Raw genomic sequence first — 13,224 nt, 5'->3', positions numbered from 1 at the left:
GTTTTTTTGTCTACGACTTTTCGTGAACTACGACTTTTCGTGGTTGGTATAACAGCTTGTTGTCAGTTGTTTTTCTTTTTAAATCAGACAATTGACAGTCTTCAGCACGGTTGGCACCAAAGTTGCGACGTAGTAGGGCAGCAGTTGCTATCAATACAAACAAGCAAGATTTGATGGTACACCGCTGCCCGTCCACGAGCGGTTCTCAGGGTTCAGCGCACCAGCACAGTGCGCAGCCACAGCGTTAGCTACAAAACGAAGAGGAAATACATCATGGCGACGAAAAGTTTAGGTAACCCGTTTGATGCCGATACCAGCCTCACGCACACCAATGATTGTTCCTGCAGGTTATGTCAGGCTGAGTCTGTCAATCCCGGTGGTCTTACCGACGACCAGCGCCTGGTCTTGTTGGAGCAACAGGCTGAACAGGGCGAAGGCCACAGACAATCGTCAGAAGCAGGGGGGGTGTCCTTCAACAGTTCTGAAGATTTGCTCGACCGGGCAGTGGAAAGTGCGATTGTGCGCGGTGTTTTTGGACACAACGATACCAGTCGTCGAAATTTTATCCGGTTGATGGGCGGCGGTACCCTGGCCACGGTACTCGGCAGCATGATCCCGCTGGAAAAAGTGAAAGCGGCGGTGAAGGAGTCGATGGGTCCACTGGAGAAAACCAAGCTGAAGGTGGGTTTTGTGCCGATTACCTGTGCCACGCCGATCATCATGGCGCAGCCAATGGGTTTCTATGCAAAGTATGGCCTCGACGTGGACGTGATCAAGACAGCCGGTTGGGCGGTGGCCAGGGATATGTCCCTGAATGGGGAATACGATGCCTCTCACATGCTGACTCCTATGCCGCTGGCCATGTCCATGGGGGCGGGATCAACCGCGACCCCTTACATCATGCCGGCCGTGGAAAACATCAACGGTCAGGCCATCGTGCTCCACAACAAGCACAAGGATAAGCGCGACCCGAAACAGTGGAAGGGCTTCAAATTTGGGGTGCCCTTTGATTACTCCATGCACAACTTCCTGCTGCGCTATTACGTGGCGGAGCATGGGCTGGATCCGGATCAGGATATTCAGATCCGGGTCGTGCCGCCGCCGGAAATGGTGGCCAACCTCCGGGCCGGCAACCTGGATGGTTACCTGTCGCCGGATCCATTCAACCAGCGTGCTGTTTTCGAAAAGATCGGTTTTCTGCATATTCTCACCAAGGATATCTGGGAGGGCCACCCCTGCTGTGCCTTTGCCTGTAGCCAGAAGTTCGCCACGGAGATGCCCAATACCTACGCAGCTCTGTTCAGGGCCATTGTGGATGCCACCCATTTTTCTGCCAAAGCAGAAAACCGTGAAGAAATCGCCCGGGCCATCTCGCCGAAAAACTATCTCAATCAGCCGGAGGTGGTGGTCAGGCAGGTTCTGACGGGTCGCTATGTGGATGGGTTGGAGGAGAAGATTTACGACGTTCCCGACCGCATTGATTTTGATCCCTTCCCCTGGCACTCCATGGCGGTATGGATTCTCACCCAGATGAAACGCTGGGGTTATATCAGTGGTGATGTGGATTACAAGAAGATCGCCGAGCAGGTCTACGTGGCATCGGAAACCGGTAAGGTCATGGAGGAGCTGGGTTATACACCACCGGCGACCACCTACAAGAAACACATCATTATGGGCAAGACGTTTGATTACAACGAGCCCGAGGAATACATCAACAGCTTTGCCATCAAGAGGGTATGACATGGCGTCACTGAATATTAAGGCAACCCTGCTCTCGCTGTTGCTGTTACTGGTTGGGCTCGGCATCTGGGAGGCGATGAATCAGGCCCCTGCGGCCAGTACGGGGTTGTCGGAATATGAACGGATGATGGGCGGAGCAGATCAGGAGGCCCGCGTTCCACCCCCGTCCCAGGTGTTCAGCCATGCCTGGAATGAGCTGCGCGACCCCTTCTACGATGCCGGTCCCAATGACAAAGGTATCGGTATCCAGTTGGCCTATTCCCTCTATCGGGTGCTGACTGGCTATCTGGCGGCGGCGTTGATCGCAATACCTCTCGGTTTTGTTATTGGCATGTCGCCTCTGATGCACAAGGCACTCAATCCTTTTATCCAGGTACTGCGTCCCATCTCGCCACTGGCCTGGATGCCTCTGGCTCTATTCATCATCAGGGACTCGGAGGGATCAGCCATTTTTGTGATCTTTATCTGTTCCATCTGGCCCATGTTGATCAATACCGCCTTTGGCGTGGCCAATGTCCGCACCGACTGGATCAAGGTGGCCCGTACCCATGAGCTGAGCCCATTGAAAACGGCCTTTCTGGTGATTCTACCGGCGGCAGCGCCCACCATTCTCACCGGAATGCGCATTTCCATTGGTATCGCCTGGCTGGTGATTGTCGCTGCCGAAATGTTGGTGGGTGGAACCGGTATCGGCTATTACGTCTGGAACGAGTGGAATAATCTGGATCTGAACAGCGTTATTTTTTCCATTTTGATGATTGGTATCGTCGGTATGTTGCTGGATATGACCCTGGCAGCTGTGACGAAACTGGTGCAATACGAGGATTAGCCCATGAGTCGACATTTCGTCAGTATCGAAGGGCTTTCCAAAGTCTATCCTTCAAAAGAGCAGGATCTGGTGGTGTTTGAAGGTGCCAACATCGGCATCGACAAAGGGGAGTTTGTTTGCATTATCGGTCACTCAGGCTGTGGAAAGTCCACCATTTTAAATGTGATGGCGGGACTGGAGACCCCCACCACGGGCACCATGATCATGGACAACAAGGAGGCTTCCGGACCGAGCCTTGATCGCGGTGTGGTCTTTCAGAATTACAGCTTATTGCCCTGGCTAACGGCTCTTCAGAATGTCAGTTTTGGGGTCAAGGCGAGGTGGCCGAAGTGGAATAAAGCCAAAGTGGACGCCCACAGCAGTCACTTCCTGGAAATGGTCGGGTTATCCGGGGCGCTTCATCGCAAGCCATCCGAATTGTCCGGCGGCATGTGTCAGCGTGTCAGTATTGCCCGCGCCTTTGCCACTAGTCCCAAGCTGTTACTGCTCGATGAGCCATTTGGTGCGCTTGATGCGTTGACCCGGGGGGTCATTCAGGATGAACTGCTGAAAATATGGAGTGAAACCCAGCAGACCGTTTTCATGATTACCCACGACGTCGACGAGGCCATACTCCTGGCAGACAGGGTGCTGTTGATGACCAATGGTCCCCACGCCAGAGTGGCCGAATCCGTCAAGATCAATATACCCCGCCCGCGCAACCGCGCGAATATTATTGAGGATCCTGCCTACTACAAGATTCGCAATTACCTGGTGAATTTCCTGGTGAAACGTTCCGGGCAATTGTCGGGCTCTGCAGGGCAGGTTGGCGGGGCCACGCAGGAAATAGACCCCTCTGTTGAAATTCATCCACAAAGTGAACAGTCGGCAGGCCTGAAGGCTGCTATCTAATGAAAAGTTAAGGAGTTTCCATGAACAAAGTATCCATGACTGAAACCATTATCAGTATCAAGCTGGCCAAGGGTTTGAGCTGGGAGACCATGGCCGATGATCTGGGTATGTCGACGGTGTGGCTGACCTCCGCCTGTCTCGGCATGAACAGTGCCCCACCGGAAAAGGCGAAAGCGATTGCCGACTACCTGGGTCTGGGTCCGGAAGTTGCCACTGCACTGGCGAGCTATCCAACAAAAAACTGGGACAAGTCGGTGCCGACAGACCCGTTGATCTACCGGCTTTATGAGGTGGTTGGGGTCTACGGGGATACTCTGAAAGAGGTTATTCAGGAAAAATTTGGTGACGGGATCATGAGCGCCATCGATTTTTCCATGGAAGTCGACAAGATTGAGGACCCCAAGGGCGACCGGGTATTGCTGACCCTGAACGGCAAGTTTCTACCCTACAAGAGTTGGTAATGTCTTGCCGGATTGTGCGGGGACTGATGCCAACTTTGGTTGCTGCGAGGAGAAAGCCATGAATGAACCACTGAGGCCACCGTTGCCCCCGTTTACATTTGAGGACGCCGTGCTCAAGGTGCGCAGGGCCGAGGATGCGTGGAATACCAAAGACCCAGCATTGGTGTCGCTGGCTTATACGGAGGATTCCCGCTGGCGCAATCGGTCCGTGTTTCTCTCTGGTCGCGGTGAGATTGTTACATTTCTGGAAAACAAGTGGTTACGCGAGCTGGACTACCGGTTGATCAAGGAAATATGGACCTTTAGTGATGACAGAATCGCGGTACGATTTGCCTATGAATGGCGCGATAGGGAGGGTAACTGGTTTCGCTCATACGGTAATGAAAACTGGCAGTTTGCCAAAAATGGCCTGATGAAAATCCGTTATGCCAGTATCAACGATATACCCATCACTGAAGCTGAAAGAAAATTTAACTGGTCGCCGGGAGCTCGGCCAATGGATTACCCCGGTCTCTCGGCTCTGGGGCTCTGATTGAGGGTTCAGTCGGGAGTGGAGTCATTGCCGGTAATAGTGAAGCACCTGACAGGAGAAGGTCTCTGGCAAGTAGTCGGTGTTGGCTATTTTCTGCTGGCTGGAAGTGTAGCCAAGCTCAATCATTTTTTTACTGAATGGCGCGTGGTGGCCTCTGCCCGGATCTACGATGATCACTTCGCAGGTGGGCCGTGCGTGTTTATCGATAAAGGCTGCCAGCAGGTCGACGTGTTCACGCTCGTACAACACATCACTGCCGATAATCATGTCGAATTTACCCAGTAGCAGATCCTCATCGGCCCAGCCCGTTCGGACAAAAGGAATGGGTTGCCCCTGGTTGAGCTGGACATTGATATTGAGAAATTCCCCTGCCCGGGGATGGTAGTCCGTGGCAGTGATGTCTGCGCCACCATGGTTGAGCACCAGGCTTGCCAGGCCAATGCCACAGCCTACTTCAAGGATGTGTTTGCTGTCCGTATCCATACGGAGCATGTGGTGCGCCAATGCTTTGGCCGAATCCCAGACGACACCGAAAAGTGGCCAGCTGGCTGAAGAGATGCCCAGCGCTTCAGCGTCTCCGTCCGGATCGCTGTATTCCAGATTGCTGCGCAGGGTTCGGATGTGAATATCCAGTTCACCAAACTCTATGGTCTGGTAGCGGACGCGCAGCAGCGACATAGGGGCTCCAGTATGCGTTGGTTGATAATGTCGGTTACATTATGGATCGTCCACCGCGAAAACAGGTGCGGTGATAATGCGTAAAATGCATCGTTTATCCCGCCCCTGTAATAGGCTGAAGGGTGTTCGGCAGTTTTACTTCCAGCTCTACTCAACTGCCATAAACCCGGTGAAGAGGCTGGTCAACCTTCAGGGTAGATTACCAGTAGCGTACAGCCGGTTTCCGATTGCGGAATGTGAGAAGAATTCTTCGGCTGATGAACAAAATCACCCTCCCGGTAGTCTTCTTTGCCGCCACCAAATACACCGGATATAACATAGATTTGCTCAGGCCCTTTCTCATGCTTGTCGATGTCGGGAAATTTGGCACCTGGCTGAAATTCATAAACTGCTGCCCAGCTACCGTTTTCTCCGGCCCAGAGCTTCCGCTCAAAGATACCGGGACAGACTTCGACAGCATCAACATCTTTCCAGTTGACGCGAGTTACGCCCTCAAAATTCAGTTTGGTTGTCATTTTTTATCTCCTTGTCGTAGCTTTACCCTCGCAATATTCAGGATAAAGCGTTAATAAAAAAGGGCAAGGTATAAACCTTGCCCTTTTTCTGTCCACTTCTTCAGGAAGAAGCGGGCTGACAACTATCAGTTGTCAGCAGGTAGTCTCTGAGTCTCTGTATTAAGAGACGACTACGATGTTTTCAGCCTGGGGACCTTTCTGTCCCTGGGTGACAGTAAACTCCACTTTCTGGCCTTCGATCAGGGTTTTGAAGCCTGAACTTGAAATGGCGCTGAAATGAGCAAAAACATCGGGGCCGGATTCACGTTCGATAAATCCAAAACCTTTTGATTCGTTAAACCATTTTACGGTGCCGGTAACTGTAGACATATTCGTTTCCTATCTATTCATTGGTAATAAAGTATTAATTGTTGCCTTTTTGAGGAGGCGGTATTTGCTGGAAGTATTGCTAGTAATTATGAATAACAGGCCGAAGTTCTAAAGATGAGACATCGAAATGGTGCACATAAATATAGGACGTACTTTCAAGCTTTACGCACTATATAGGGTTTTTTTCAGGAATGGTAGATTTATTTGATTGCCACTAGGTTTTGGGACTCAGGGCCGCTTCCCGCGGGTTTAGGGTTCATCGAGCTTGGTGCGCTTGATCCGACTCTGGTACCTCTGGCGAAACCTATCGATCGTATCCAGCAGTATGGCATCTGATACGCCCATATCTGCCAATGCCATTCTGGCCAATTCGAGACTGGCTTCAAGGTTTTCCGAAACCACCCCGTTGGCACCCAGGTCACTCAGGGACTGGCACTGGGGCAGGCCGAGACCACGGGCATAGATATGTTTCTTGGGATAGGTGCGTCGCAGAGAAGCGACAATCGCTTCTGTGGCTTTCGAGTCATTGATAGTGACGATGATGACTTGGGCATTGGTCGCGCCTGCGGATATAAGAACTTCGGGTTTTCGAACGTCGCCAAAATAGACGGGGTGGCCGTTGGCTCGCTCCCGCTTAACTACTTCCGGATCTGCATCCAACGCGACAAACGATTTGCCAGATCGGGTGAGAATTTCACCGACATTGCAGCCAACCCGGCCAAAGCCGGCCAGAACTATAGGTGCTTCAGCGATGGTTTCTGGCTCTTGTCGTTCGCCGTGTTGGGATTTCGCCAGTTTTTCCGCTTTCCTTGCCAGTAACGGGGTCGCAAGCATGCTCAGCAAGACCACCAGTAAAAGTTGCTGAAACAATGCTGTGCCGAGTAGGCCGGATTTATTTGCCAGAGAAAAAAGCACCAGAGAAAATTCGCCACTTTGGGCAAGTATCAGTGCGACGGCCAGGCTGACCCGGGTTTTTAGCCCTAACAGGAGACAGATCGGTAACAGCACTAGCATTTTTACCAGCAACAGTAGACCGAGCAGGCCAAGGGAGAGAAACGGTTTGTCCAGCAGTAGACCTATATTCAGCGACATCCCCATGGACATGAAAAACATACCCAGCAACAGGCCGCGAAAGGGCTCAATTTCGGCAATTACCTGATGGCGGTAAAATGAGTCGGAGATCAGCATACCCGCCAGAAAGGCACCCATCGCCATGGACAGGCCGGCATGTTCAGTGGCCAGCGCGGTGCCCATCACAATCAGTACGGCCGAAGCCGTGAATACTTCTCGGCTACCGGACATGGCCACCCGGTGTAAGAGTGGGTGCAGTAAATAGCGTCCCACAAAGACTACCAGTGCGACAATCGAAACGGATTTGATCAGCGTCAGCCAGATATCGTCATCCATTTTGATCTCTGGCCCGGAGAGCAGGGGAACCAGCGCCAGTAAAGGGACTACGGCGAGATCCTGCATCAGCAGCACGGCGATAGAGGAGCGACCATAGCTTGAATTTATCAGCTTTTGGTCAGCGATTAGCTGGATGACAAAAGCCGTGGAAGACAGGGCCAGCGCCGGGCCAATCAAAATGGCCGCATGGGAGGAAATATCGAATAGAAAATAGGCAATACTGCCGATCAGAACCGCACTCAACAATACCTGCAGGGAACCCAGGCCAAATACCAGGCGGCGCATCTGCCAGAGTAGGGAAGGTTTCAGTTCAATACCAATCACAAACAGTAGAAAGACCACACCGATTTCAGCCAGGTGACTGATGTCGCCGACATTACTGATCAGACCAAAGCCGTAAGGTCCCACGGCCAGCCCGGCGATCAAAAAACCCGGGACAGCGCCGAGCCGCAGTGTCTGAGCCAGCGGTACAGCGATGACAGCCGCCACCAGCAGGGCGATGATGTCAGTGAGATAGGATGGCGTCATGGTCGGGCATACTTTTCTATAAAGTGCTCTGGCTTGTGATAGTAGAGAATCCGGTTAAGGGGTTGCCATCCTGTGTTTTGCCATCGGTTAAATACGGTCAGGTGCGATACGGATCAAGCGTTTGCCCAGATTGTCGCCCCGGTAAAGGCTGGCGATTGAGTCCGGTGCCTGATCAATGCCTTCGAGAATGGCTTCCCGATATCGAAGCTCACCATTGCGAACCAGAGGAGTCAGTTTTTCAAGCGCCTCAGCATAGCGATCCATATAATCGAATACCAGAAAGCCCTGCATTCTTGCCCGGTTGACCAACAGCTGCCGGTGTACTCTTGGTCCCTGCGGAATGGGATCCCAGCGAGTGATTGAGGCGGTGCCGCACAGGGTGATACGTGCGCCGACATTGATGTGTCGCATCACTGCATCGCTGATCGGACCGCTGGTGTTATCGAAATAGATATCCACTCCATCCGGACAGGCCAGGGCGAGTGTCGCTTCGAAATCATCAGCCCGGTAATCAATCGCTTCGTCGTACTGAAAAGTCTCTCGGCAAAGGTCGACCTTTTCGGGGCCGCCGGTAATGCCAACGGTACGGCAACCATGCAGTTTGGCCAGTTGGCCAACACAGGAGCCCACTGCGCCAGCGGCAGTAGATACAACTACGGTGTCACCCGGGTTCGGCTGGCTCAGATCAAAAAGTCCAAAATAAGCGGTTAATCCATTGATCCCCAAAACACCGAGCGCAGTGGAGATCGGCAGTCCGTTATCGGGCACCTTGCGTTGAATGGCGGCTGCCTCGACGGCCGCATAGTCCTGCCAGCCAAACATGCCTGTGACAACCTCGCCAATCTGGAAATCGGGATGGCGCGATTCCACCACATGCCCCACTGTGAGGCTGCGCATTACGCCATCTATCGCTACCGGTTCCGAATAATTGGCCACTGCGCTGACCCAGCCGCGCATCGCTGGTTCCACCGAGAGATATACATTGCGAACCAGTATCTGTCCGTCATTCAGAGAGGGTATCGCCGATTCGATAACAGCAAAGTTCTCCGCCTGTGGAATGTCGGAAGGTCTTGATTTGAGGATTACCTGGCGATTGACCGGTTGCTGCATGGTTTACTCCCGCAAAGATCGGTTTGGTTATTTGTCGTGCTGCGATCCGACAAAGCTGTAATATGGTTATATGATACTGATTATGGGCCACAGCAGGTGGATTTGTCGGCACTGTCAGATATTGTCGGGGAATTCTTTCCAGGAAAACATATATTTCCATTGCCCGTCACGGGTCGTCGGATAGTCAATCCATCGAATGCACATTGATGTTGTAGAGTGTATGCGCGGCAGCAGACTGGATGCGAAACTGGCGTGTGCCTGACCCATAGATCATTGCAACAGAAACAGGAGAGGAACATGAGCACGCAGGCAGACATTCTTTTTGAATCTTTCAGGCTCGGTAATCTGTTGTTGCCGAATCGTATCGTCATGTCGCCGCTGACCCGTTCCAGAGCCACCCAGCCGGGTGATGCTCCCAGTGAAATGAATGCTGAATACTATCGGCAGCGGGCTGGTGCGGGACTGATTATCAGTGAAGCAACTCAGATCTCCCGGCAGGGTAAAGGTTATGCCTTTACTCCCGGCATCTATACGGACGAGCAAATCGCTGGCTGGCGCAGGGTCACGGATGCGGTACATCAGGCAGGGGGCCGAATACATCTGCAGCTTTGGCATGTGGGCCGGATTTCTCACCCCGCCCTACAGGCGGAGGGTGCACAGCCCGTGGCGCCTTCCGCAATCAAGCCCCGCGGGGCGCAGACTTTTATCAGTGCCGATTCGGGAATGGTGGATATTCCCCAGCCCAGGGCGTTGAACAGAGACGAGATTCCCGGCATCGTCAATCAATACCGGGTCGGTGCGGAGAACGCTCGGCGGGCGGGATTCGACGGTGTTCAGATCCACGCGGCAAATGGCTATCTGATCGACCAGTTTTTGCGCAGTGGCAGCAATCAGCGCGAGGATGAATTTGGCGGCTCTCTAGAAAACCGGCTGCGTTTTCCGATGATGGTAGTGGATGCTGTTCTCTCTGTCTGGGGTGCCGACTGTTCCGGCATCCGGGTCAGTCCCACCGGCAGTTTTAATGATATGTATGATGATGATCCAGTGACTACCTATGGGACCTTTGCCGAGCGGCTGAACCAGACCGGGCTGTCCTACCTTGAGGTGGTGGAGGATTCCTTTCAGGGCAACCATGCCGACGGTCGGCCCGAGCAGGTAATCGATGCTATCCGGGCTGGGTATAAAGGTTGTTATATCGCCAATGGCGGATACACGGCCGATGAGGCGCGCCGACGGATCAAGGCAGGCCGTTGTGATCTGGTCTCCTTTGGCCGTCCGTTTATTGCCAACCCCGACCTCCCCGAGCGTTTCCGTCGTCATGCCCAGCTGAATGAATGGGACTCCGCCAGCTTTTACGGTGGCGACGAGCGGGGGTACACCGATTACCCCCGTCTCGCTGACACGAACTGAAATACGGGATTTGTTCCTACTACAGGTTCACTGTGTACCGGTGAGCTTGCGCAGTACGTAGTGCAGAATGCCACCATTTCTGAAGTAGTCGAATTCATTGGGGGTGTCGATGCGCACCGTGACCGAGAAAGTGCAGGTTCCCCTCTCGCCGGTTGCTGTGACAGATAACTCGCGTTGGTCAGCATCAATAGCGGGAATATCGAAATGCTCGGTGCCATCCAGACCCAGCGAGTCGGCATCTTCCCCATCACTGAACTGTAGCGGCAAAACCCCCATGCCCACCAGATTTGAACGATGAATGCGCTCGAAGCTTTTGGCAATCACCGCCCGGACACCGAGTAGAATGGTACCTTTCGCAGCCCAGTCCCGGGAGGAACCGGTGCCGTATTCCTGCCCAGCCAGCACCACCAGGGGTGTTTCGGTTTGCCGGTATTTCATGGCGGCGTCGTACACACTGATCGACGAATTATCGGGAAAGTAAGTGGTCCATCCGCCCTCGGTGTCCGGAGCCAGCTGATTGCGCAACCGTACATTGGCAAAGGTACCGCGCATCATCACCTCGTGGTTGCCCCGCCGCGATCCATAGGAGTTGAAATCCTTCGGCTCCACACCCTGTTCGACCAGATAGCGCCCCGCCGGGCTGTCCTTGGCAATACTGCCGGCCGGGGATATGTGGTCGGTGGTGATTGAGTCTCCCAGCTTCAGCAGGCAACGGGCCTGTTCGATGGGCCTTATCGCCGCTGGCTCGGTGGTCATGCCTTCAAAAAAAGGCGGTTTGCGGACATAAGTGGATTCCGGCCAGCTGTACAGCTCCCCACCGGATACCGGCAGGTTCTGCCATTCCTCATCCCCACTGTAGACATCTGCGTATTTTTCCCGGAACAGTCCGGCTGCCACATGAGTATTAACCAGCGCCTTGATTTCTTCTGAGGATGGCCAGATGTCCTTCAGATAAACGGCACGACCTTCCGCGTCTTCGCCCAGGGGCTCGTTTTTCAGATCCAGCAGCATACTGCCGGCCAGCGCATAGGCCACCACCAGAGGGGGCGATGCCAGATAGTTGGTTTTTACATCGGAATGAATACGGCCTTCAAAATTGCGATTGCCAGACAACACGGACGCCACCGTGAGATTCCGGGCACGGATGGATTCGGCTATTTCATCGGGCAGTGGCCCTGAATTGCCGATACAGGTGGTGCAGCCATAGCCCACCAGATAGAAGCCCATTGCTTCGAGATCTTCCAGCAAGCCGGACTTCTCCAGGTATTCGGTGACTACCTTCGAGCCGGGGGCCAGACTGGTTTTGACCCAGGGTTTTACGGTAAGTCCCCGCTGTCTCGCTTTCCGGGCGAGCAGGCCCGCTGCCAACATGACACTCGGATTGGAGGTGTTTGTGCAACTGGTAATGGCGGCAATGACCACTGCCCCATCATGTAGCTGAAAATTTTGATTCTGGAAAGTGATTTCGTGAGCGGTATCTACTGGCTCTTCCATGGCCGCGCCTTCATCATCCATGTTCCGTGCCTGAATCTGGTCAGTGCGTGTGGCGGTGGCATTTTCCAGCAGCTCGCGATAGTGGTCGGCCATAGCCGAGAGAGGGACACGGTCCTGGGGGCGCTTTGGTCCCGCGAGGCTAGGTACGACATCGGCCAGATTGAGCTCCAGCAACGAGCTGTACTCTGCGTCCGGGGTATTTTCGTCATGCCATATCCCGACAGTTTTGGTGTAGGTTTCTACCAAGGCTAGTTGTTGTTCACTGCGCCCGGTGAGCTTGAGATAGTTAATGGTTTCCCGGTCGATAGGGAAAATAGCGCAGGTCGCGCCGTATTCCGGTGTCATATTGCCGATAGTGGCACGATCTGCGAGTGACAGGCTTTCCAGCCCCGGGCCAAAGAATTCGACAAATTTTGATACCACCCCGTGTTTGCGCAGCTGCTCGGTCACAGTTAGTACCAAATCGGTGGCGGTGGCGCCCTCGGGTAACTTGCCGGTCAATTTAAAACCCACAACCTGGGGCAACAGCATGCTGATGGGCTGTCCCAGCATGGCGGCTTCCGCCTCGATGCCACCCACTCCCCAGCCCAGAACCCCCAGGCCGTTGATCATGGTAGTGTGTGAATCGGTACCTACCAGCGTATCGGGATACGCCACTAGCTTGCCGTCAACGGTCTTTGAGTAGACTGCCTGAGCTAGATATTCCAGGTTTACCTGATGGCAAATGCCCGTGCCGGGAGGGACAACCTTGAAGTTTTCAAAGGCTTTTTGTCCCCAGCGCAGGAACTGGTAGCGCTCCCGATTGCGGGTGACTTCAAGGGCGGTATTCTTTTTGAGCGAGTCCTCGTGACCGTAAAAATCCACCATGACGGAATGGTCAATGACCAGATCCACTGCGGAGAGTGGATTGATCCGGTCCGGTGAGCCCCCCAGTTCGCGCATGGCGTCGCGCATGGCTGCCAGGTCAACGACTGCCGGAACACCGGTGAAATCCTGCAACAGAACCCTCGCTGGCACAAAATTGATTTCCTCCCTCGGGGTTGCCTGCGGATCCCAGCCGGCAACCGCTTCAATATCCCTGTCCTGAACAAAATCCTCATTGGCATGACGGAGTAGATTTTCCAGCAGGATCTTCAGTGAATAGGGGAGTCGGGTAATATCGTATTTGTCTGACACACCCTTAAAGTCGTAAAAGATGTAGGTGTCGTCGCCAATAACCGACGAGGTTGTGGACTGATACTTGGACATACTCGCTCCTGT

General features: G+C 53.6%; 12 protein-coding genes. 6 read left to right on the top strand and 6 right to left on the bottom strand.

Features of this window, described 5'->3' with window-relative positions; all coding sequences use genetic code 11:
• Positions 1 to 273: 273 nt before the first annotated feature.
• The 5 genes from U740_RS01310 to U740_RS01290 are packed head-to-tail and all read left to right on the top strand — an operon-like array spanning position 274 to position 4,453.
• Positions 274 to 1,740 carry a CmpA/NrtA family ABC transporter substrate-binding protein gene (locus U740_RS01310; protein ID WP_036858553.1) on the top strand — a complete coding sequence of 489 codons (1,467 nt, stop codon included), beginning with the start codon at positions 274 to 276 and terminating at the stop codon, positions 1,738 to 1,740.
• Position 1,741: 1 nt separating this feature from the next.
• Complete coding sequence (gene ntrB / locus U740_RS01305; protein ID WP_036858552.1) at positions 1,742 to 2,569, top strand: nitrate ABC transporter permease; 828 nt, start codon at positions 1,742 to 1,744, stop codon at positions 2,567 to 2,569.
• A 3-nt stretch (positions 2,570 to 2,572) separates the two neighbouring features.
• The gene (locus tag U740_RS01300; protein ID WP_036858551.1) at positions 2,573 to 3,460 is read left to right on the top strand and encodes an ABC transporter ATP-binding protein; all 888 of its coding nucleotides are present in this window, start codon (positions 2,573 to 2,575) and stop codon (positions 3,458 to 3,460) included.
• 20 nt (positions 3,461 to 3,480) lie between these two features.
• The gene (cynS, locus tag U740_RS01295; RefSeq protein ID WP_036858550.1) at positions 3,481 to 3,921 is read left to right on the top strand and encodes a cyanase; all 441 of its coding nucleotides are present in this window, start codon (positions 3,481 to 3,483) and stop codon (positions 3,919 to 3,921) included.
• Between the two features lie 58 nt (positions 3,922 to 3,979).
• Positions 3,980 to 4,453, top strand: coding sequence for a nuclear transport factor 2 family protein (locus U740_RS01290; protein WP_036858549.1), 474 nt, complete (start codon positions 3,980 to 3,982; stop codon positions 4,451 to 4,453).
• Positions 4,454 to 4,477: 24 nt separating this feature from the next.
• Here U740_RS01290 and U740_RS01285 read toward each other — a convergent pair whose 3' ends face one another.
• The 5 genes from U740_RS01285 to U740_RS01265 all read right to left on the bottom strand — a co-directional run bounded on the left by U740_RS01285 (position 4,478) and on the right by U740_RS01265 (position 9,060).
• Entirely contained in the window at positions 4,478 to 5,131 is a 654-nt protein-coding gene (locus U740_RS01285; RefSeq protein ID WP_036858548.1) for a class I SAM-dependent methyltransferase, read from the bottom strand.
• 182 nt (positions 5,132 to 5,313) lie between these two features.
• Positions 5,314 to 5,646: a cupin domain-containing protein gene (locus U740_RS01280; protein WP_036858547.1), complete on the bottom strand. Its 333-nt coding sequence runs from the start codon at positions 5,644 to 5,646 to the stop codon at positions 5,314 to 5,316.
• A 159-nt stretch (positions 5,647 to 5,805) separates the two neighbouring features.
• Entirely contained in the window at positions 5,806 to 6,015 is a 210-nt protein-coding gene (locus tag U740_RS01275; RefSeq protein ID WP_036858546.1) for a cold-shock protein, read from the bottom strand.
• Positions 6,016 to 6,264: 249 nt separating this feature from the next.
• Positions 6,265 to 7,950 (bottom strand): monovalent cation:proton antiporter-2 (CPA2) family protein, encoded by a 1,686-nt coding sequence (locus U740_RS01270; protein WP_036858545.1) that lies wholly within the window; start codon positions 7,948 to 7,950, stop codon positions 6,265 to 6,267.
• Positions 7,951 to 8,037: 87 nt separating this feature from the next.
• Positions 8,038 to 9,060, bottom strand: a complete 1,023-nt coding sequence (locus U740_RS01265; RefSeq protein WP_036858544.1) for an NADP-dependent oxidoreductase — start codon at positions 9,058 to 9,060, stop codon at positions 8,038 to 8,040.
• Between the two features lie 297 nt (positions 9,061 to 9,357).
• On the opposite strand from U740_RS01265, the gene U740_RS01260 reads away from it, so the two are divergent.
• The gene (locus tag U740_RS01260) at positions 9,358 to 10,470 is read left to right on the top strand and encodes an alkene reductase (RefSeq protein ID WP_036858543.1); all 1,113 of its coding nucleotides are present in this window, start codon (positions 9,358 to 9,360) and stop codon (positions 10,468 to 10,470) included.
• 27 nt (positions 10,471 to 10,497) lie between these two features.
• Here the strand turns inward: U740_RS01260 and acnA are convergent, their stop codons facing one another.
• The gene (gene acnA / locus U740_RS01255; protein WP_051921106.1) at positions 10,498 to 13,212 is read right to left on the bottom strand and encodes an aconitate hydratase AcnA; all 2,715 of its coding nucleotides are present in this window, start codon (positions 13,210 to 13,212) and stop codon (positions 10,498 to 10,500) included.
• Positions 13,213 to 13,224 lie beyond the last annotated feature (12 nt).

The sequence above is a fragment of the Porticoccus hydrocarbonoclasticus MCTG13d genome (assembly GCF_000744735.1).
Taxonomy (GTDB): Bacteria; Pseudomonadota; Gammaproteobacteria; order Pseudomonadales; family Porticoccaceae; genus Porticoccus; species Porticoccus hydrocarbonoclasticus.
The sequence above is the reverse complement of the archived record's forward strand: the minus strand, read 5'-3'. Positions and strand labels throughout refer to the sequence as shown.